Origin of the sequence: Sphingobacterium sp. JB170, assembly GCF_900163865.1 — a bacterium.
Classification (GTDB): Bacteria; Bacteroidota; Bacteroidia; order Sphingobacteriales; family Sphingobacteriaceae; genus Sphingobacterium.
In genome coordinates, this window is record NZ_FUKU01000059.1 from 1 (window position 1) to 20,005 (window position 20,005).

Annotated in this window: 20 protein-coding genes and 1 other RNA gene; 7 read left to right on the forward strand and 14 right to left on the reverse strand. The window is 39.5% G+C overall.

What is annotated here, in order from left to right:
* Window positions 1-346: 346 nt before the first annotated feature.
* Window positions 347-925, reverse strand: coding sequence for a hypothetical protein (locus tag FM107_RS15615; protein WP_086949426.1), 579 nt, complete (start codon window positions 923-925; stop codon window positions 347-349).
* Between the two features lie 139 nt (window positions 926-1,064).
* Window positions 1,065-1,748, reverse strand: a complete 684-nt coding sequence (locus FM107_RS15620) for a hypothetical protein (protein WP_218779025.1) — start codon at window positions 1,746-1,748, stop codon at window positions 1,065-1,067.
* Window positions 1,749-1,931: 183 nt separating this feature from the next.
* Between FM107_RS15620 and FM107_RS15625 the strand changes: the two genes are divergently transcribed.
* On the forward strand, window positions 1,932-2,771 hold the full coding sequence (locus FM107_RS15625; RefSeq protein WP_086949428.1) for a tyrosine-type recombinase/integrase: 840 nt from the start codon (window positions 1,932-1,934) through the stop codon (window positions 2,769-2,771).
* 392 nt (window positions 2,772-3,163) lie between these two features.
* Here the strand turns inward: FM107_RS15625 and ssrA are convergent.
* Window positions 3,164-3,531, reverse strand: a transfer-messenger RNA (tmRNA) gene (gene ssrA / locus FM107_RS15630).
* Between the two features lie 105 nt (window positions 3,532-3,636).
* Here ssrA and FM107_RS20050 point away from each other — a divergent pair.
* Window positions 3,637-4,182 (forward strand): hypothetical protein, encoded by a 546-nt coding sequence (locus tag FM107_RS20050; RefSeq protein ID WP_256959580.1) that lies wholly within the window; start codon window positions 3,637-3,639, stop codon window positions 4,180-4,182.
* 47 nt (window positions 4,183-4,229) lie between these two features.
* On the opposite strand, the gene FM107_RS15640 is transcribed toward FM107_RS20050, so the two are convergent.
* The 6 genes from FM107_RS15640 to FM107_RS15665 all read right to left on the reverse strand — a co-directional run bounded on the left by FM107_RS15640 (window position 4,230) and on the right by FM107_RS15665 (window position 10,588).
* On the reverse strand, window positions 4,230-5,531 hold the full coding sequence (locus FM107_RS15640; protein WP_086949429.1) for an NAD(P)/FAD-dependent oxidoreductase: 1,302 nt from the start codon (window positions 5,529-5,531) through the stop codon (window positions 4,230-4,232).
* A gap of 133 nt (window positions 5,532-5,664) precedes the next feature.
* A complete protein-coding gene (gene hisD, locus FM107_RS15645; RefSeq protein ID WP_086949430.1) occupies window positions 5,665-6,948 on the reverse strand; it encodes a histidinol dehydrogenase in 1,284 nt (427 codons plus the stop codon).
* On the reverse strand, window positions 6,948-7,799 hold the full coding sequence (gene hisG / locus FM107_RS15650) for an ATP phosphoribosyltransferase (RefSeq protein WP_086949431.1): 852 nt from the start codon (window positions 7,797-7,799) through the stop codon (window positions 6,948-6,950). Before hisG ends, hisD begins: the two co-directional genes overlap by 1 nt.
* A gap of 247 nt (window positions 7,800-8,046) precedes the next feature.
* Window positions 8,047-8,556, reverse strand: coding sequence for a GNAT family N-acetyltransferase (locus tag FM107_RS15655; RefSeq protein ID WP_086949432.1), 510 nt, complete (start codon window positions 8,554-8,556; stop codon window positions 8,047-8,049).
* Window positions 8,556-9,395 carry a prephenate dehydrogenase gene (locus tag FM107_RS15660; protein WP_086949433.1) on the reverse strand — a complete coding sequence of 280 codons (840 nt, stop codon included), beginning with the start codon at window positions 9,393-9,395 and terminating at the stop codon, window positions 8,556-8,558. The genes FM107_RS15655 and FM107_RS15660 overlap by 1 nt, the downstream gene beginning before the upstream one ends.
* Before the next feature lie 14 nt (window positions 9,396-9,409).
* Window positions 9,410-10,588 (reverse strand): pyridoxal phosphate-dependent aminotransferase, encoded by a 1,179-nt coding sequence (locus FM107_RS15665; RefSeq protein ID WP_086949434.1) that lies wholly within the window; start codon window positions 10,586-10,588, stop codon window positions 9,410-9,412.
* Between the two features lie 165 nt (window positions 10,589-10,753).
* On the opposite strand from FM107_RS15665, the gene FM107_RS15670 reads away from it, so the two are divergent.
* The 4 genes from FM107_RS15670 (at window position 10,754) to FM107_RS15685 (ending at window position 15,197) form a co-directional block, all read left to right on the forward strand.
* The gene (locus tag FM107_RS15670; protein WP_086949435.1) at window positions 10,754-12,586 is read left to right on the forward strand and encodes an ABC transporter ATP-binding protein; all 1,833 of its coding nucleotides are present in this window, start codon (window positions 10,754-10,756) and stop codon (window positions 12,584-12,586) included.
* Window positions 12,587-12,657: 71 nt separating this feature from the next.
* Entirely contained in the window at window positions 12,658-13,851 is a 1,194-nt protein-coding gene (gene mqnE / locus FM107_RS15675) for an aminofutalosine synthase MqnE (protein ID WP_086949436.1), read from the forward strand.
* A gap of 6 nt (window positions 13,852-13,857) precedes the next feature.
* On the forward strand, window positions 13,858-14,481 hold the full coding sequence (locus FM107_RS15680) for a histidine phosphatase family protein (RefSeq protein ID WP_256959581.1): 624 nt from the start codon (window positions 13,858-13,860) through the stop codon (window positions 14,479-14,481).
* Window positions 14,478-15,197, forward strand: a complete 720-nt coding sequence (locus FM107_RS15685) for a menaquinone biosynthetic enzyme MqnA/MqnD family protein (RefSeq protein ID WP_086949437.1) — start codon at window positions 14,478-14,480, stop codon at window positions 15,195-15,197. The genes FM107_RS15680 and FM107_RS15685 overlap by 4 nt, the downstream gene beginning before the upstream one ends.
* A 34-nt stretch (window positions 15,198-15,231) precedes the next feature.
* Here FM107_RS15685 and FM107_RS15690 read toward each other — a convergent pair whose 3' ends face one another.
* The 5 genes from FM107_RS15690 to FM107_RS15710 all read right to left on the reverse strand — a co-directional run bounded on the left by FM107_RS15690 (window position 15,232) and on the right by FM107_RS15710 (window position 18,609).
* Window positions 15,232-16,410: a chloride channel protein gene (locus FM107_RS15690; RefSeq protein ID WP_218779026.1), complete on the reverse strand. Its 1,179-nt coding sequence runs from the start codon at window positions 16,408-16,410 to the stop codon at window positions 15,232-15,234.
* Between the two features lie 84 nt (window positions 16,411-16,494).
* Window positions 16,495-16,875: a DUF423 domain-containing protein gene (locus tag FM107_RS15695; protein ID WP_086949439.1), complete on the reverse strand. Its 381-nt coding sequence runs from the start codon at window positions 16,873-16,875 to the stop codon at window positions 16,495-16,497.
* Window positions 16,876-16,884: 9 nt separating this feature from the next.
* Window positions 16,885-17,562, reverse strand: a complete 678-nt coding sequence (locus FM107_RS15700) for a thioredoxin domain-containing protein (RefSeq protein ID WP_179204521.1) — start codon at window positions 17,560-17,562, stop codon at window positions 16,885-16,887.
* A 171-nt stretch (window positions 17,563-17,733) separates the two neighbouring features.
* On the reverse strand, window positions 17,734-17,898 hold the full coding sequence (locus FM107_RS20285; RefSeq protein ID WP_086949555.1) for a helix-turn-helix domain-containing protein: 165 nt from the start codon (window positions 17,896-17,898) through the stop codon (window positions 17,734-17,736).
* Between the two features lie 6 nt (window positions 17,899-17,904).
* On the reverse strand, window positions 17,905-18,609 hold the full coding sequence (locus FM107_RS15710; RefSeq protein ID WP_086949441.1) for an AraC family transcriptional regulator: 705 nt from the start codon (window positions 18,607-18,609) through the stop codon (window positions 17,905-17,907).
* Between the two features lie 132 nt (window positions 18,610-18,741).
* Here FM107_RS15710 and fucP point away from each other — a divergent pair, with 132 nt between their 5' ends.
* Window positions 18,742-20,004 carry an L-fucose:H+ symporter permease gene (gene fucP, locus FM107_RS15715; RefSeq protein WP_086949442.1) on the forward strand — a complete coding sequence of 421 codons (1,263 nt, stop codon included), beginning with the start codon at window positions 18,742-18,744 and terminating at the stop codon, window positions 20,002-20,004.
* Window position 20,005: the final 1 nt, after the last annotated feature.

Consider the following 20,005-nt stretch of genomic DNA (forward strand, 5'->3'; position numbering starts at 1 on the left):
TCTGGAGGTAACCCTTAAAGTTATCCAGCATGGATTTAGGCACGTGGCCACCACGCGAAGGATTATTTTAAGAAGACAAGTCTTGATTTAAACTTTTCTAAGTATAAACCTATTATAACGCTAATTAAAGCCGTTATAAGTAATGCCATTGTAGAAGGGATAAATTTTTCCAAGTATTCGTTAATTGTTTGTGGGTCCATAAATATTGATGGTAACGGTCTCGTATAACCGTCAGTTACGGGTTAATATGCGTTAATTTTCGGTTTAACGCTGACTTTAGCAATTCCGAGTGGATTCGGACGTAGTCGAATCCGCCGTAATTGCGGTTATACATTGTTGTAGCACGTTATTTTTTGTTTTTATACAGTTCAATTGCTTTTAAGAATTTCTTTCCTCCAGATTCAGTTTGTACATTGATAAAATGGTCAAGTTTGAGTTCAGGATGGTTTTCTTTGGTCCAATTTAAAAGTTCAGTTCTATTCTTTCCCCAAGTTTCTTCGTCGAAATTTATGTACTCCGATTCTATTGCAATTATTTTATCATCTTTAAATTTTAGAATTTCATTTGTGATAAAAGGCTTTTGCATAAAGAAAAAAATTCTTTTGTCAGATTTTGAAACCTTTGCTTTGACAGCTCCGTTTTCCATATTCATTTCAAGCACTTCATAAGTTGGCTCAAAAATTGAGTCCCATTTTAACCATTTCTCTATGTAATCATTTTTAGAATATCTCACTTCATATTCATATTTAGGTATCGAGGTTATCAGACTATCGGTTAACAAATCTTTCATTTTGGAACTATTCGATTCGTCAAGTGCCACGAAATATTTTTTAGCGATTTCTAATTTGTCAATTTCCTTTTCAGAATTTTTACAGGAAGTAAATCCAATCGTTAATAGCAGTAATAGGACTATAGTTTTGTTCATTCGTATTCGGTTTGTTTTAATGTGCTACAACGGTCAAGTATAAGCGTAGTGCGGGTTTAGAAGCACTTCACTTTCGGTTTAACCATATGTTTGTTAATATTCAATTCGTTTAAATTTAGCACTTTCGCCCGCATTACGCTTATACATTGTTGGCAATAGTACTTTTTAGTTTATCATTTAAGCTCTTTATAAAATCTTTTCGTTTATCAAGTTCTTTTAGGTTGGTTTCGAATGTTTTTGTTTCTTTCAAATTCGGAAATGATAATTTACCTTTTGCAATTGAATATGTTATTAATACATTGAAGCAATTGTATAACAATATTAATTTTTGAATATTATCAGTTTTGGCAATCTTAAATCCAATTCGTTGAGCTGTCCTTTCATTGATTATGTAACTAGTACCACGAATTTTAATATTTTCAGACTTATTATTTTCATTCTCTTCAATAAGGTTTAAAAGTCCTTCTAAATATTGCTGAATTATAAAATTTGTTCTTTGTTTTCCATTCATCTTTTGGTCAATTACAAAAACATAATCAAATAAGGTTCCTCCGTGTATTTTAATCATTCCCCTTTTGCGTTTTTCAGATAGAAAGAGTGGTGAATAATAAATTAAACCTCCGCTTTTTTTTAAGGAAGGTGTATCAAAGAAAGGTGCAATTATAGATAGAGTTATTGGGAAAGTTAAAATCACAAATAAATACATTCCTGATTTCCAGGAAATATATAAGGAAGTCAGGATTATTATTAATGCAAAAAATCCAATCAAAAATTGAATCTGATTTTGTTCCTTATTTGATTTTATGTAAAATCCGTGTTTCAAATCATTTCTTGTATTATTGCCAACAACACAATTAGCGAAACGGAATTTCGCTAAACCGCCTCTATATCCGTATTGCGTAATGTGCCTCTATAAAATTAGTAATATTTTTGTGAATCAGAACCATAACTATTTTATATTTCATGGATAGCGAAACAAACTACTTAGTTTCATCGTTATTAAGGTATGGATAGCGAAGCATTGATATTGATAATGACTGAGCGTATGGCCTTGCAACGCTATTCGCCGAACACTATTAAAGCTTACAAGCAATATGCTCAGGTTTTCCTACAAGCGATGTCGGATTATACCAGTTTGAAGAAAATACCAGTGTCAGAAATTGATGGATTTATCAATCGTATGGTTACGGACAATAAGATCAGTGTTTCCTATCAACGCTCGCTGGTAGGGGCAATAAAGAAGCTTTACGAATTAAATCTGGACGAAAAAGTGAAATTGGATTATCTCTATCCTAAGCGTAACTTTTCTAGCTTACCGAAATTCTTCTCTAAGGATGAGATCAAACGTGTATTCGACGCTACAGATAATCTCAAACATAAGGCAATACTCATGACGATCTATAGCTGTGGATTAAGATTAAGCGAATTACTGAATTTAAAGATCACTGATATTCGATCAGCAGACAAGCTACTTCAGATCAATAAGAGCAAGGGCAACAAGGATAGGGTTGTATCGCTTCCTGATAGATTACTTGAAATTTTACGGGAGTATTACAGGCAGTATAAACCCTCTACGTATCTTTTTGAAGGAGCAAATGGCGGTCGATATAGCGAACGTAGTGTTCAACTGGTACTCAAGAAAGCTTTGGCAAAACGAAAAATCAATGCTTCAGGATCAGTCCATACGCTGCGGCATTCTTATGCAACACATTTGATTCAATCGGGCGTCGATATCCGTATTGTACAAAAGCTCCTAGGCCATGAGTCAATAAAGACAACTCAAATCTATACCCATATTACGGATATTGACAATAAGAGAACTCCTAGCCCTTTGGATTTTTTATAAATTCTTAGAAATCTATTTCGCAGAATGGCAAACAAGGGCCTCAATCTATTCATGAACAGATTACTTGCCTAACTTAATCTAACCTTGCTTAGGTTAATAATTGTCCGCAAAGAAGTGAGAATCTGTCCGCAATATATCCACAAAACAGAAAAGCCCCTGATAATCAGTGGATTTTGCTGGGGTGGCAGGATCCGAAGCATAATAGATCCATGAATTCCATATCTGTCAAAAAAAAGTTCTTTCTATGCGCAAAATATATCCTGATTGCATCGGAAAAAGGATTCATTTAGGATTATTTAGCTGACTTAGCGATAGTAGATAAAAAAAACACCCGGAATTATTGGGTGTAATTCCGGGTGTTAATCTTGTAAAGCATTGATATTCAATGCAGTTTGTGGAGTCGGAGGGATTCGAACCCTCGTCCAAACATAGTATGATTTATGCTTTCTACATGCTTAGTTTTACTTTGATTGTCGGGAGAGGGAAGGTGTAAAACTTACCTATACCTTTCTCCGTATTTACTGGGTCTTACCAATGCTTAGTAAACTCACATCGGCCAGTTCTATTATTCGATGCCCCTGATGCTAAACCAAAGAACAGGATCTAGCGGGACAAATAGCTATGTTAAGTCTAACTTAAGCAGCTAAGGCGTAGTTTTCTTCGCCAGTTGTAAATCTGAAAGTTTATATTAAAGTGCAATACTAACAACGCACTGCATGCTTACATAACCATCGCCATCCTGTCAATTCCGGTCGACCCCAATCATGTAATGAGCACAAATTTAATAAATAATGTTGTATTTTCAGTATATTTAAAACAATCGATGGTTATATCGTGTTTTATTTTAACATCAATTCCATAAAATATGTCTTTAGATAATAAAGAATCTACTGTTAAAGATACTTCCGCAAAACCAGCTGTCGCAAAATCAGCTGCTGCAAAACCAGCTGTCGCAAAATCAGCTGCTGCAAAACCAACTGTCGCAAAATCAGCTGCTGCAAAATCAGCTGCTGCAAAACCAGCTGTCGCTAAACCCGCTGCTGCGAAACCCGCTGTCGCAAAACCAGCTGATTCGAAGAAATCGAAGAGTCAAAAGAATTCTAATAAAAGTGATGCCATTAAAAACATCAAAGGCGGAACAGTTTTCGCGGATAAGAAGGAAAAAGAGAAAAAGTCTGGTAAAAAGAAATCTTCCGTTTCGGATAAAAAACTAAAAGTTTTGAAATCTGTCAAGAAAGGTGACAAGAAAAAAGCATTTAAAAAGCAAAAAGAAGCACGCAGTGGCTCGAAAAAAATTAACAAAAAGATTGAATCTATGCTCGAATTGTTACCTAATAAAAAGGTTAAAAAGGCGGTAAACGTTGTGCTCAAGAAATTAAAATCGACCGTTAGGAAGTCGAAAAAAAAGTAGGATTAATAAAGAAATCGAGCACCGCGCGATTTCTTTATTAATTTAGACTACGCCTGGCGGTTCGTTCGAACCTCCTGCGCATCACGTTTGCGTTCGCTTCGAATAATTAGTCGCAGTCCTGAATTCGCAGAATAGAATGACCATAACCAATTTCCTAACAGCTTCCATTTGTTACGGAAGCTTGCGATAGGTACGAGGTGAATCAATAACCATGTTAACCACGCAAAAAAACCTTTAAATGAAAACTTAGGCAAGTCCGCCACAGCTTTATAGCGAGAAATCACGGCCATGCTTCCTTTGTCCCAATAGGCGAAGGGTTTTTCCGGTTGGTTCCTATCTAAGGCAATGAAGTTTTTTGCTAGTAACGACCCTTGTTGCATAGCGACTTGGGCAAGTTGAGGATGACCATTCGGGTAATTGCCGTCGGTTGCTTGTAAGCAAATGTCTCCGATTGCATAGATATTCTCAAAGCCTTGTACCGTGTTATATTGGTCAACCAATACCCGACGACCACGCCCAATTTTATCAGCTGGAATACCAGGTAGTTCTCTTGCGATTACTCCGGATGTCCATATAAGTGCTTTTGTATGAATTTTTGTGCCATCACTTAAAACAACAATATCGTCTTGATAGTCTTTGACAGCAACGTTCAGCGAAATAGTTACGCCTAGTTTTTCTAAAACTTCTTTTGCTTCTTGTTGAGCGACTTTGCTCATCGGGCCTAGTAAAACAGGTGCCGCGTCGACCAAATGAATCTTTGGTTTGATCCCCGCAAGCTCTGGATATTCCTTGTTTACAATTCGGTCACTGAGTTCAGCGATCATACCCGAAATCTCTACACCAGATGGGCCTCCTCCTGCAACGACTATATTTATGTAAGCATCTCTATTGGGGTTTTCGGGATGTAATATATAATCTTCAAGGTTCAAAAGTATTTTATTACGAATAGCCAGTGCATCGGTAATGTTTTTCATTGGAAAAGCATTTTTCTTGACGTTTTCCATACCGAAATAATTCGTTTCGGTACCCAATGCTAGGACTAACCGATCGTAAGGGAGTATTCCTGCGTCCGTATGTACACAATTATTAGCACTATCGATATTGATTAATTTACCCAGATGAAAATTGAAGTTTTTATTCCTCTTAAACATTTTTCGAAAGGGCATACTTATATTTGATGACTCGATAAATGCGGTAGCTACTTGGTAAATTAACGGAGGGAAGAAATTGTAATTGTTAATATCGACCAGGGTTATGTTGTATAGGGAGTCGCTCCCTAAAGATTGGATGAAATTTACGCCTGCAAATCCACCACCTACAACAACAATGTTTTTTTTATTGACTGCCATGTTACGCTATTCTTTTTAATAAGATATTCGCATTAAGTTGTTGAAACATTTAATTCGAGTTCTACCCGTAAATAAAGTGCAAATATATTAAAATTAAAAAGGCATCGTGTACGTATATGCCCTTTTTAATGAGTTATTTTCTAATTGAAACGGCATTTTTATGTGCGTGCAAACCCTCAAGTTCGGCAAGGGTTTCCACGGTAAATCCCAATTGTTCCAATCCCTGTTTATTTATATGCTGGAATGTTATTTTTTTTACAAATGAGTCTACCGAGACACCTGAATAACTGCGCGCATAACCAGAGGTGGGTAAAGTATGGTTGGTGCCGGAAGCGTAGTCTCCAGCACTTTCTGGTGTTAGGTGTCCCAAGAATACTGATCCCGCGTTTAGTATTAAATTGGTTAATGACTGCCATTCATCCGTCTCAAGGATCAAATGTTCAGGGGCGTATCTATTCGAGAATTGTAACGCCTCTTTCAAATCGTTTACAAGTACAGCGTACGAGTTAGCAATCGCCATGCGAGTAATCTCTGCGCGTGGCAGAATTTCGAGTTGTTTTTTTAATTCCTCATTGACTTTTTGTATAATGTCATCTGAAGTTGCAACTAACACAGCCTGACTGTCGGGGCCATGTTCCGCTTGTGCTAGTAGATCGGCCGCAACAAAAGACGGTTGTGCAGAATCGTCAGCGATAACCAATACTTCAGAGGGGCCTGCAGGCATGTCGATACTTACATTGGAAATGCTTTGGATGATACTTTTTGCTTTAGTAACAAATTGATTTCCTGGACCAAATATTTTGTCTACTCGAGGAATCGTATCTGTACCATAGGCCATCGCGGCTACGGCCTGCGCACCTCCGACTAAATATACTCGTTCAATTTTAAGCAGCTGCAAGCAGTAAGCAACGAACCCATTAATTTTTCCACTTTTTTGAGGTGGAGAACAAACAATAATTTCTCTACAACCTGCGATACGCGCTGGAATCCCGAGCATTAATAGTGTACTTGGTAATACCGCTGACCCCCCCGGTATGTATAACCCAACTTTTTCAATCGGACGCACTTCGCGCCAACATTTTACACCGGGCATCGTTTCTACTGTGCGCTCTTTACGAAGTTGTGCGCTATGAAATTTATGAATATTTTGGAATGCAATTTCTAAAGCACGCTGTTGATCACGCGTTATTGTGGTTGCCAAATCTGCAATCTCATCTTTATCTAAAAACAACGCATTTAGATTGACTTTATCGAATTTGCGAGTGAGTTCGATTAATGCACTATCTCCTTGATTACGGACTTGATCAATAATGTGTAGGACCGTATCTTGAATCGCATTTGTATCGTCCGAGTTACGTGTGACCAGCCGATCTATTTCTGAGTCTGTTAATTCTAAAAAGGAATGTTTTTTTAACATTACAAAATTATTTTTTCAATTGGCATAACGACGATACCTTGCGCGCCAGCCGCCTTTAAAGTGTTAATTTTATCCCAAAAATCGTCTTCCGTGATCACCGTATGTACTGCAACCCAGCCTTCTTCAGCTAAGGGGACAACGGTCGGACTTTTTACTCCGTGCAATAGTTCGGTGATTTGTGGCAGATTTGTTTTTTCTACGTTAAGTACGACGTATTTCGTTTCTTTTGCGCGCAGTACAGACTGAATGCGTTGTAACAACTCACATAAGATCGGATTTTCCTCTATTCCTTTGCTGCCAATCAAGATTGCTTCGGACTTACGTACGTCGGCAAAAGGTTTTAACCCGTTACTTTTTAGCGTTCCTCCTGTCGAAACGATGTCGCAGATAGCATCGCTCAGTCCGAGTCCGGGAGCAATTTCCACGGATCCAGAAATCTCGCGTATTGTAGCTTGAATTTTATGCTCATCTAGGAATTCTTGCAGAATCACAGGGTAGGATGTAGCAATTGCTTTTCCTTGTAGATCATCAACTTTTTTTATCGCAGAGTCTTTAGGTACACCGATTTTCAACGTGCATTTTCCGAATCCTAAGCGTTGCAAGTATTCGACGGTTACTCGACTCTCGTCAATAACATTTTCGCCTACGATACCCAGGTCAGCAATTCCTTGCGCCACATAACCTGGTATGTCATCGTCACGTAAGAAGAGTATTTCTAAACTGAAATTATTGACTGTAGTAATTAAAGAGCTTTTATAATTTTCAAAATCAAGTCCGCAGTTTTTTAATAACTGTACTGATTTTTCGTTTAATCTACCCGATTTTTGGATAGCTATTTTTAGATTTTTCAAGATGAGGGAATTTTTTGCTGATTACAAATATTAATAAAAGGAGACACACCTAAAGTACTTTGTTCCATGTAGAAACACATTGATTACATATCGCCACATTGGCGATGATGGAAATGAGCATGATGGGTGAACAAAAAAGGCATTTTTTATTAATAATCTAGCAAAAATACGGTATTGCTGAGTGTTTTGCAAATACAATGGTGAAAAAAGTACGATCTTGTTAGCTGTTCCGTCTTTTCGAGACTGGTTATATTTTAGTTTTTAAGAGTGTATACTCGAAATTAGACGTGGGTGGGTTAGTTTGATTTTGCGTTTCGCCAGTTTTTATGGCGCCTAATTTTTGTATCGCTTTTTGAGAACGGAAATTTTGCGCGCCGGCGTGGAAAATAATAGCATCCACATACTGAAAAGCGTGGTTAATCATAAGTGACTTTAAGGATGCATTCATTCCCGTACCCCAATATGCTGGTGTTAAAAATGTATAACCTATCGTTATTGTTTTCTTGTCCTTATCAAAGTTATAATAGCCCGTGGCGCCGATAATGTCACGCGTGTTCTTATTCACTACTAAATAGGCAATGTCACAACGTAATAAGCTATCGAAATAGGCTTGAAACCCTGTCGGGAGATAACGATCGGAATGCGGATGTTGCGCCCAAATCTCTTTGTTACTCGCAACCTCAAATAACGCGTCGTAGTCCTCTCGTTTCAAACAGACCAACGAAAGCACGTGGTTTTCTATGGCGATGAATTCCATTATTTAATGATTCTTTTAATTTTGTTCGATTTTTTAATCAGTTTATGCAGCCCTTCGTAGTCTTCTTGTTCGAGTTTGTCGTATAGTGACTGGAGTTGCTTAATATGTTCTTCAAGCACTTCAAGTACATTGCTACGATTTTGCTTAAAGATAGGTGTCCACATATCTGGCGAGGATTTCGCTAAGCGCACCGTTGATTGGAAGCCAGAGCCCGCGAGCTCAAAGATTCGACCTTGAGATTTTTCTTTCTCCAATACCGTTAATGCCAAAGCAAAAGAAGTTAGATGTGAAATGTGCGAGACATAAGCGGTATGCATATCGTGCTCCTGCGCATTCATAAACGAGCTTTTCATTTCTAACTGTTCGGTCAAAGTTTCAGCTAGGTCAAACGCGTCTTCATCGGATTTGAAAGCTTCCACATATACCATCATCTTACTCGTAAATAAATCCGGTACGGCGGCTTCGGGACCCGAATATTCTGTTCCCGCCATAGGATGTGCTGCAACGTATCGTCCGCGCTTGGGATGGTTTGAAATGAGATTCAAAATGCTGGTTTTGGTAGACCCCATATCGATGACCACCTGATCGGTCACTTTATCTAGAATATTTGGGAGTATCATTAATATGGCATCAACAGGTATAGTAAGAACAATTATTTTACATTGATCGATTGCTTGTTCTAAGTTGAGAATTTCATCTACTAACCCGAGCTGAAGCGCTTTCTTTTGATTACTTTCACTTTTTTCTACGCCGGCTACGGCGGAGAAAAATTTGGTTCGCTTTAAACGTATACCTATAGATCCGCCGATTAATCCAATTCCTACTATTGCTATTTTCATCTTTTTGTCTCATTCTAATTATTCCCACGCCAGGTCACCGTCGGAGCAATCCGTGCAGTTGCTTCTTTTAATACTTCTTCTTTAGCACATAAGCTAATTCGGATATATTTTTCACCCTCAGTACCGAAAATTCCCCCTGGAGTAATAAATACATGCGCGTCGTACAATACGCGATCACATAGTTTGTACGAATTTTCAAAGTTATCCGGGACTCGTGCCCATACAAATAATCCGACTTGGTCTTTGTCGTAGGTGCATTTCAAGATATCCATCAATTCATACACGAGCGTTCGTCGCTTGGCGTACACCGTGTTAATTTCGGTATACCAGGTTTCATCTAATTGAAGAGCCTTGGCGGCAGCTAATTGCAGCGGAAGGAACATCCCAGAATCCATATTGGTTTTAAACCTTAGAATTTCTTCAATACGTTGTTGTGATGCCACTAACATACCAACGCGCCAGCCAGCCATGTTAGACGATTTACTCAACGAGTTGAGCTCGATTGCAACCTCGGATGCTCCGTCGATTGCTAAGATACTTTGTGGCCGATCATTTAATATAAAACTATATGGATTATCATGGCATATCAAAATGTTATGCTTTTTACCAAAGGCGATTAAATTTTCAAACAGTGCTGTACTTGCTCGAGCTCCCGTCGGCATGTGCGGATAATTTACCCACATCATTTTGACCTTGGTGAGGTCTAACTTTTCGAGCGCGTCGAAATCTGGTTGCCAATTTCTTTCCGCAGTAAGTGAATACGGAATTGCCGTAGCCCCAGTCACACGAACTGCGCTACTGTAGGCGGGGTATCCCGGATTTGGTATGAGAACTTGATCTCCCTGTTGAAGATACGTCATACAGATATGAACAATCCCCTCTTTTGACCCGATTAATGGTAGGATCTCAGTCTGCGGGTCGAGCTGCACTTGATAATACTTCAAATACCAGTCGGCAATAGATTGTCGTAAAGCAGGAACACCTTTGTAATTTTGGTATCCATGGATATTTGCTTTTTGCGCCTCTTCTTTTAAGACGCGTATCACCTCGGGATGCGGCGGTAAATCGGGGCTACCGATACCTAGGTTAATCACCTGGGCGCCTTCTTTATTCATTTGGTCAATTTCTCTTAACTTTTTTGAAAAATAGTATTCCTCCGTATGTTTCAACCTATCGGCAACTTCGATATTCATGAGAATAATTTTTGAAATTTAACGCCTAAATTACACCTTTTATATAAAAAAAGCACCTTTTTGTTGTTTAAATATTAATCTTGCAAGAATAAGGGTTTTTAGTCGAAAATCAATTAAAATGGTCGACCGTCTTTTTTTATTACTTTTGTAAACTTAAGACTTTACATGAAGACATACTTTAGACTGTTATCGTTTGCCAAGCCTATTGAAAAATATGCAATTCCTTATATTATATGTACGCTTATTACTGTAATATTTGGAACATTGAATCTTGCCCTGTTAGCGCCTTTGTTGCAGGTGATGTTCAAGGGAACCGGAGATGCTGATTTGGGGCCAGTAGAAATAGGTGAGAAGCCTGGATTCGACGATCTTGGGGGGCTGCTTACTTACTATGCGGATAAATTATATTATGATATAGGGCCATATCAAGCTCTCCAATACGTCTGTATAGCAATAGTAATTTCCGTATTTATCAGCAATCTTTTTAGGTATCTTTCTCAACGAATAATGGAGAATTTGCGTATTCATACCCTGCTGAATCTTCGTAAATCCGTTTTTAATAATGTGATGGATCTTCACCTAGGGTATTTTACAAACAGTAGAAAAGGAGATATTATTTCAAAGATCGCTTCAGACGTACAGGTGGTGCAATTTTCGGTTACTTCAACGTTACAAGTTGCCTTTAAGGAACCGTTGCAATTAATTGCTTACGTGGTTGTTTTGTTTGCGTTATCAACGAAATTAACGTTATTTTCACTTATCGTTATTCCAGTATCTGCCTTCTTTATTTCTAAGATCGTCAAGAAGCTAAAGCAACAAGCGCGCGAAGGGCAACAATCCTATTCAAATATGATTTCCTATTTAGACGAAGCATTATCTGGTGTGAAAATTATTAAAGCGTTTAACGCTGTACCGTTTGTGAAAGAACGTTTTAATGGGGAAAGTGAAAATTATTCGAAAATCATGCGCCGGATGGTGCGTCGTCAGCAGATGGGCTCGCCCGTTTCTGAACTGCTCGGTGTAATGATGGTTGCATTGATATTGCTATATGGAGGTAGTTTAGTGTTGAGTGGCGAGGGGGATTTGAAAGCTTCTGAGTTTATCACTTATATTGCTATCTTCTCTCAAGTAATGCGTCCAGCAAAAGCATTGACCGATGCATTTTCAAATATTCACAATGGTATAGCTGCTGGCGAGCGTGTTTTGGAATTAGTTGATGAGCGCAGTGAAATTGTAGATAAGCCAAATGCGGAAATCATCGAAACATTTAAGGATGCGATCGAATTTAAAGATGTCTGTTTTGCCTACGGCGAGAAAAAGATACTCGATAATATAAATTTAACGATACGAAAAGGCGAAACGGTCGCTTTAGTAGGGCCCTCTGGAGGAGGTAAGTCTACTTTAGTCGATTTGATACCGCGATTTATGGATGTCGGTGGGGGACAGATACTTTTCGATGGGATCGATTTACGCGACCTGACGCTGCAATCCTTACGTAGTCAAATCGGTACGGTAAATCAGGAGTCCGTACTTTTTAACGATACTATTTTTAATAATATTGCTTTTGCGAAGCCTGAAGCATCGATTCAAGAAGTGGAGACAGCGGCAAAAATAGCGAATGCGCATGATTTTATCATAAAGTCTGAAAGTGGTTATAAGACAAATATTGGGGATCGGGGTGCTAAACTATCTGGAGGACAACGCCAACGGATATGTATCGCCAGAGCTGTCCTGCGCAATCCACCTGTTATGCTGCTCGATGAGGCGACATCCGCGTTGGACACGGAATCGGAAAAATTAGTGCAAGATTCGTTGTATAAATTAATGGAAAACAGAACAACCGTGGTCATCGCTCATCGTCTGAGTACGATTCAGAATGCCGATAAAATTATCGTGATCGATGCCGGTCGTATTGCCGAGTCGGGGAGCCATCAAGCATTGATCAGTGCTAATGGCGTTTACAAGCGACTAATTGATATGCAGCAATTTGCTGATTAAGGTAGAAAAGTACCTGTAAAGTCGCTTTTTTCTTTGCTAATCGCTACATTTGTTAGGTTAGAGAAACATATATGGATGCAACGGAAAAACTTGACTTTTTAATCCAAGATAAAAATTTGGATGCTGACCTGAGACAGATTGCCCAGGTGGTTTTTGAAGGTCAGCGTATTAGTTTCCAGCAAGGCGTTCTACTATATGAACGTGGAGAACTAGGGTATTTGGGTGTTCTTGCAAACTATATTCGGGAGAAAAAACACGGCGATTATACTTACTTCAATCGGAATTTTCATATTGAACCCACGAACGTCTGTGTTTACGACTGTAAATTCTGTGCCTATTCGCGCCTAATTAAAGAACGAGATCAGGGATGGGAAATGGATGTGGACGGGATGATGGATATCGTCCGCAAATACGACGATGAGCCAGTTACGGAAGTTCATATTACAGGTGGGGTAGTGCCAAAACAAGACCTGCGGTTTTACGCAGATTTTTTTCGTCGATGCAAAGAACATCGCCCCAACTTGCATATAAAGGGCCTGACGCCCGTAGAATATTATTACATTTTCAAGAAAGCGAAATTGAGTCACTATGATGGCCTTAAGTTTTTAAAGGAGTGTGGGTTGGATTCTATGCCTGGCGGTGGTGCCGAAATTTTTCACCCGGAGATTAGAGAAAAAATTGCAGGCGATAAGTGTACAAGTGAGCAATGGCTTGATATCCATGAGCAAGCCCACTCGTTAGGCATGAAAACCAACGCGACGATGCTGTATGGACACATTGAAGAATATCGGCACCGTGTTGATCATATGGAAAGATTACGAGAACTTCAAGACAAAACATCCGGCTTTCAGACATTTATTCCGCTTAAATTTCGCAATCAGGGTCATCAGATGTCACACGTGCCTGAAGTATCCGTTATTGAAGATTTACGGAACTATGCTATTGCTCGTATATACTTAGATAATTTTGAGCATATCAAAGCCTATTGGGCAATGATATCTCGTGATACGGCGCAACTGTCTTTAGCTTTTGGCGTCAATGATATCGACGGTACGCTAGACGATACGACCAAGATTTATTCAATGGCAGGCGCGGAGGAGCAAACGCCGGGTATGAGTACCCAGCAATTAGTGGAGTTGATAAAAAATGTCGGTCGTCATCCTATTGAGCGCGACACGTTATATGGTGTGGTTACTGATTATAAGGATGTAGTTTTCCAAGAAGAGAAAAAAGCGAACTATTATTCCTTACCGGTAGTAGAGTAGAATACATTGAAAATAAAGACATTTTATTTTATACGCCACGGGCAGACGGACTTAAATCTGCGTGGTATCGTACAAGGTAAAGGAGTTGATTCCCCCTTAAATGACACAGGTCGCAAACAAGCAGATGCATTTTATCAAATGTATAAAGATGTTCCATTTGATAAAGTTTACACTTCAACTTTACAGCGAACGAAGCAAACGGTATCTCAATTTATCGCTGACGGAATCCCAACAGAAGAGCATTTTGGGCTTGATGAGATTTCATGGGGTGTATATGAAGGTAAAGAGCAAGATGATAGGGTCGCTTCAGGCTTTCAGCAGCTTGTTGCGAGTTGGAAGTCAGGCGATTTAGATCTAAGTGTTGAAACGGGTGAATCTCCAAATGACCTGGTTAGGCGGCAGAAACTGGCCATGGAATTTATGCTTTCCAAGAAGAATGAAGAGACCGTTCTTATATGCATGCACGGGCGGGCGCTGCGAATCATGTTATGCCATTTAACCGGAATTTCCGTCTGCAAGATGGATGATTTTCCACATACAAATACGGCACTCTATGTGCTTGAATTTAAAAATGGTCGATTTACCATTCGTGACCATTATAATATTGAACATTTGAAAGATTTAAAATGAAGAAAATATCGATTTCCGCTGTTTCTTATACCAACACGTTGCCTTTTTTACAGGGTATAAGGAATTCTGCGGTTATGGATAGCATTGAACTATCTATGGATTACCCAAGTGAATGTGCGCGGCGAGTAATTGAAGGAGAGGTTGATATGGGAATAATTCCTGTTGCCGCCCTTTTAAAGTTGTCCGAATACCATATTATTAGCGATTATTGTATTGGTAGTGACGGGACGGTTAATTCAGTATTTATATATTCGCAAAAGCCGGCTGAAGATATCACTTCGTTACGGCTTGACCCACAATCTCGGACATCCAATGGGTTAGCACAAATTCTACTTAAACATTACTGGAAGCGCGAAATTCGTGTCGTAAATGATGGCCCGGCCGATGCTTTTGTTCTTATCGGCGACCGTACATTCGGGCAGGACGATCTAGCTCCCTTTGTGTATGATATGGGGTACTATTGGAAAGAACTTACGGGATTACCCTTTGCGTATGCGGTATGGGTGTCCAATAAAGAGCTTCCACAAGATTTTGTTGCGGAATTTAACAGGGCACTCGCTGATGGCGTTTCTCACCCGGAAGATGTAATCAATCAGGTAGAAAAGGTTAAGGGGTTTGATTATGTTACCTATCTGACCAAGTATCTCGATTACGAGCTCACTGATGAAAAAAGAGAGGCGATCGATAGATACCACGAATACTATAAAATGCTTTAAGAATGAAAGAGATGGTAACCCAGTAGCAGTCTCTTTATGTTTGTTTTTGGCGGATCAGACGCGAATTCTTTTGCGTATGGTAAATACCTTTTCTGCCCGATACTAGGAAGCTAATTAGACAGACCAGGAGATAATAGTGTGCATTCTCCCAGCCGAATAGTTCTATGGCCATGAACGTGCATCCGATAGGCGTTTTTGTACAGCCAGCAAACACGCCAACAAATCCCAGTGCAGTTAGCAACGCAATCGGTATTGGGATATACGGCGATAACGCACTACCCAGCGTTGCCCCAATAAAGAATAAAGGAGTAACCTCGCCACCCTTAAATCCCGCACATAAAGTGATACTTGTCAGCAGCATTTTGATAAAAAAATCAGTAGGACTAGCAACATGAATAAAGGATTCAAGAATCGCTGGAATTCCCAATCCAATATATTTTGTTGTCTGTAGTAACCACACTGTGAGCAAAACGAGGATTCCTCCCACCAATGGGCGGACCAAAGGTTGGTTTATTTTACGGAATGCCCAGGAGATAGAATGATTTAGGTGATAAAACAAGCGCGCAGCGGTTCCGAAAGCGAATCCCGCCAGCGCCAAGTATAGTAATATCTTAAAATCAAAAGTGGGTGCTAGTTTTATAGGGTCGTAATGTGTATGCAAGTTGCCATATTGATTACACACCCATGTTGCGAAAAAACTTGATAGGAGAACAAGTGGTAAACCGTACCAACGGAATCGACCTTTTTTAACGAATTCCAACGCAAAGACACTTCCCGCCAAGGGGGTGCCAAACAGGGAGGAAAAGCCAGCGGCAATTCCGCATAAAAGTAAGATGCGCTGTCCTCGTTTAGAAAACCCAGTGTGTTTTGAGATTTGGTCTGCGATGGTGCCGCCGTATTGGATTGCCGTACCCTCACGTCCGGCCGAGCCGCCAAACAGATGCGTGACTAATGTGCCTAGTATTACCATTGGCGCCATCTTTAGAGGAATTGTATCTCTTGGATTGTAATACCTGAAAAATAGCAGCTCGTTTCCTTTGCTTGCTTCCCCTCCATAACGGTTGTATCCCCAAACTATAAACACGCCTGCTAAAGGCAAAAAGTACAATAACCAATTGTTGATTTCCCGCGTGCTCGTTACCACATTGAGTAGATACAGGAAGAATGCAGAAAGACTCCCTACGCATATGGATAGGATGGCAAGTACAAGCATCCATTTAAGCAGGAATTTAATTCTAACGGGTGTTTTTTGCTGCATTGGAATATAAGCGTGGCTGATTCGAGGAATACCGTCGTTTTATAAAGAACAGAAGCTAACCATTAATGCTATCCAACCGACAATCAAGAGCAGGCCACCAAGCGGCGTAATTGGCCCCAAAAACTTTAGATTAACCTTCCAATAATCGGCAAAAGATAACAGATAAATACTGCCGGAAAACAGTATTGTCCCTCCGGAAATCCCGTAGTAGGCCCAGTCAATATAACTTTCTGTGAAATTGCCGTTGTATCCAATAATTAACAGTACCAATGCAGCGTACATTTGATAGCGGACACCAACTTCAAACGAAGTAAGTTTTTCTTCTACTAATATTTTTTTGAACGCGTGGGCACCAAATGCTCCTAAGATGATTGCTAATGTTCCGAATACGCCGGCAGTGAATAATACGATTTGTTGCATGTTGATGGTTTAATGGTCCTGAATTGCTTGTAGGAGTTCATCTCTTTCAATTCCCCCAGTATGGTCCCAAACAAGCTTTCCGTTTTTGAATAACTGCAGCCGTGGAATACCCGATACATCCAATAAATGTAATAGCTTTTTGTTTTTGTCGGCGTCGATGAATACGACTTTTATACCATTTTCGTTGTCGCGGTCGATCTCATCTAAGTAGGGACGCATCAATTTACACGGAGCACACCAGTCGGCGGTAAAGTCAACAAGTACTTTTGGGTTTGATTTAATAAGGTCTTGGAAATTTGCTTTCGTTAATCCCTCTTTGGTATCAGTGGTACTCTTGAATACATTCTTTTGTTCATTTTGATATTTCAAATAGCCACCCTGAAGCTCAAATACTGAAAAACCCTGTTCCGCAAGATACTCAGCAGCTTTCTTACTGCGTCCACCACTTAGGCAAAATAAGTAAATTGGCTGTTTTTTGTCTAGTTTATTTATGTAGGATTCGAAAGCTTCCCGGTTATTCCAGTCGATGTTTTTTGCATTTGCAATCGTACCGCCATTGAATTCTTTTGCGGTCCGAACATCTAACAATACGACGTTTGGTGAATTTAAGCTATTTAAAAATTCGGCTGTCCCAAGCTGAGTTTGAGAAAAACAAATGGATGTTATTAATGTGAGTGTTAGACTCATTAGAATGTTTGAGCATAATTTAAACATACACAAAGGTAATTAAACCGATTAATAAGTGAACAGCATTGCGCTTTTTTTATCCTACGACAGGATTGATGTTTCGAATTCGTAAAAATAGCCAATGTGCACCGGGTATTGTTCCTCATGCATATATTTTAGCATTTACAATAACTATGGAAAGTGACTAATGGCTTTGCTTCGGTACGCACTCGGTGTAACGTTTGTGACCGTTTTGAATATTTTATGGAAACTGACGAAATTCTGGAACCCGCAGTCGAAACATATTTCTTTGATCGGGACATCGGTTGCCGTTAATTTCTTGCAGGCTAAGCCAATACGAAATTAATTAACGAATTGAATTAATGTCTTGCCCATTTTTTGTTTAAAATACCGGCAGAAGGAGTTTGGCGACATCCCGGCAACTTTCGCGATTTCTTGAAGCTGTATTTTTATTTTGTAGTTAAACCGGATGTAGTCAAGGATTTTGTTCATCCGTTTATAATCGTCATGGTGGGGCGGCGTTGTGTGGTTGTGATTAGTTAATAAGGTGGGGCTTTCAAATGCCCGAATTCGATTCAATAGACTCGTTAGAATCAATAGACGGTTTAGGGGTGATTCGATCAAAATTTGATCGAAAATTTGGTTAAATGTGCCATTTTCGTCATCGTTAAATGTCACGACCCGTTCGGCAAGGGAGTACACTGCTCGTATCGCAGCCGACTCAGGAAGTGTGAAAAAGTCTTTACCTAAATAATCAGGCGTAAAATGGACGACTCTAATATCAGCCGATTCGCCGGAATTATTGTTAATATATTGTTCATCAAATAGCCAATAATGTGGTGTTTTTGAGCCTATTAAAATATAAAAATTATTTGAGAACCGATGAATGCAATCCCCGACAAAAAAAGTACCGCTTCCTTTTTTTATATTGATCAATTCTAGCTCTTCATGGTAATGCCACACATTGTGATTTTGAGGGGCGGTGTCATGTCGTACAGCGATAGAGTGATGTATTGATGAGCTATGGTCGAGACGCTGGATATACATGAGGTAAGGAATATATTCAATATTTTTCTCGAAAATAGTGATTTAATGTTAATATCATTTAATCATTCGGTAATATCGTTCAACTTTTTATTCTTGAATTACCTTAGTTTTACTTTACCAATGTAAATTGAAATGGAAAGAAACAAGAAATACCCCTTTGCAATCATACTAATTACCTCACTATTTTTCTTTTGGGGATTTATACACAATCTAGATCCGATTTTGATTCCGCACCTCAGGAACGCATTTAGCTTGACTCATTTTCAGGCCTCACTTGTAGATTCGGCCGTATTTATAGCGTATTTTTTATTAGCTATCCCTGCAGGTTCATTGATGAAACGATTTGGATATAAGGTTGGTATTGTTGTCGGTCTACTGTTGTTTGCGCTCGGTTGTTTTCTTTTTGTTCCGGCAGCCAATATGGTGGATTATACGTACTTCTTGGGTGCTTTGTTTGTAGTTTCCTGTGGACTGGCCATTCTGGAAACAGCCGCCAATCCTTATATAACCGTGCTTGGTGACCCCAGCAAAGCAACCGAACGTCTTAATTTTGCACAATCCTTTAACGGTTTGGCAGCGTTTGTTGCCCCGATTATAGGAGGGAAATATATCTTAACCGAACAACCAAAATCCGCACAAGAAATTACCTTGTTGCCCGAGAAGGCCCGGGAAGCGTATATTCAAGCAGAAGCAGCGGCAGTAATGGGACCTTACTTAATACTCGGGGTGATAATTTTAGTGGTGACTCTTTTGTTTATTTTCGTTAAGCTTCCCGAAATACACGAGAATGAAATTAATGGGTCAAATAACGTATTCCGCGCATTTAAACATAAAAATGTGTCGTGGGCAGTTCTCGCGCAATTTTTCTACATCGGTGCGCAGGTATGTGTTTTGAGTTTTTTGGTGATGTTTGCTACGGACGTGTCGGGTGTTAGCGGCTCGGATGCTAAATACTTCGCCGGTGTAGCAGGATTAGCATTTATGCTTGGACGTTTTATAGGTACTTTTTTTATGCGCTTTATACCACCACTACAATTGCTTTTGATTTACGCATTCTGTGCGATGCTGTTAACCCTGTATGTTATTTATGGTCATGGCGTAAGTACCCTGTATGCAATGATAGGGATCGCATTCTTTATGTCGATAATGTTTCCTACAATATTTGCAGTAGGTGTCTCAAATGTTGGTGGAGACACCAAATCAGCTTCTAGCCTCATCATCATGTCTATCGTAGGCGGGGCGGCGATTCCGCCTTTGCTAGGCTTGTTGTCTGATTCGATAGGTAGTTTTCAATTGGCGTATTATGTTGTTTTCGTATGTTTTGCCGTGGTAGCACTATTTGCTTGGAACAATATAGCTAATGACCATCTTCCAGAGGTTAGGGGGAAGCATTAGT

What these genes read in the sequence shown, in the direction of transcription:
- FM107_RS15615 (WP_086949426.1), bottom strand. Translation starts at nt 925, where the DNA reads ATGAACAAAACTATAGTCCTATTACTGCTATTAACGATTGGATTTACT.
- FM107_RS15625 (WP_086949428.1), top strand. Translation starts at nt 1,932, where the DNA reads ATGGATAGCGAAGCATTGATATTGATAATGACTGAGCGTATGGCCTTG.
- FM107_RS20050 (WP_256959580.1), top strand. Translation starts at nt 3,637, where the DNA reads ATGTCTTTAGATAATAAAGAATCTACTGTTAAAGATACTTCCGCAAAA.
- FM107_RS15640 (WP_086949429.1), bottom strand. Translation starts at nt 5,531, where the DNA reads ATGGCAGTCAATAAAAAAAACATTGTTGTTGTAGGTGGTGGATTTGCA.
- hisD (WP_086949430.1), bottom strand. Translation starts at nt 6,948, where the DNA reads ATGTTAAAAAAACATTCCTTTTTAGAATTAACAGACTCAGAAATAGAT.
- FM107_RS15655 (WP_086949432.1), bottom strand. Translation starts at nt 8,556, where the DNA reads ATGGAATTCATCGCCATAGAAAACCACGTGCTTTCGTTGGTCTGTTTG.
- FM107_RS15660 (WP_086949433.1), bottom strand. Translation starts at nt 9,395, where the DNA reads ATGAAAATAGCAATAGTAGGAATTGGATTAATCGGCGGATCTATAGGT.
- FM107_RS15665 (WP_086949434.1), bottom strand. Translation starts at nt 10,588, where the DNA reads ATGAATATCGAAGTTGCCGATAGGTTGAAACATACGGAGGAATACTAT.
- FM107_RS15670 (WP_086949435.1), top strand. Translation starts at nt 10,754, where the DNA reads ATGAAGACATACTTTAGACTGTTATCGTTTGCCAAGCCTATTGAAAAA.
- mqnE (WP_086949436.1), top strand. Translation starts at nt 12,658, where the DNA reads ATGGATGCAACGGAAAAACTTGACTTTTTAATCCAAGATAAAAATTTG.
- FM107_RS15685 (WP_086949437.1), top strand. Translation starts at nt 14,478, where the DNA reads ATGAAGAAAATATCGATTTCCGCTGTTTCTTATACCAACACGTTGCCT.
- FM107_RS15690 (WP_218779026.1), bottom strand. Translation starts at nt 16,410, where the DNA reads ATGCTTGTACTTGCCATCCTATCCATATGCGTAGGGAGTCTTTCTGCA.
- FM107_RS15695 (WP_086949439.1), bottom strand. Translation starts at nt 16,875, where the DNA reads ATGCAACAAATCGTATTATTCACTGCCGGCGTATTCGGAACATTAGCA.
- FM107_RS15700 (WP_179204521.1), bottom strand. Translation starts at nt 17,562, where the DNA reads ATGAGTCTAACACTCACATTAATAACATCCATTTGTTTTTCTCAAACT.
- FM107_RS15710 (WP_086949441.1), bottom strand. Translation starts at nt 18,609, where the DNA reads ATGTATATCCAGCGTCTCGACCATAGCTCATCAATACATCACTCTATC.
- fucP (WP_086949442.1), top strand. Translation starts at nt 18,742, where the DNA reads ATGGAAAGAAACAAGAAATACCCCTTTGCAATCATACTAATTACCTCA.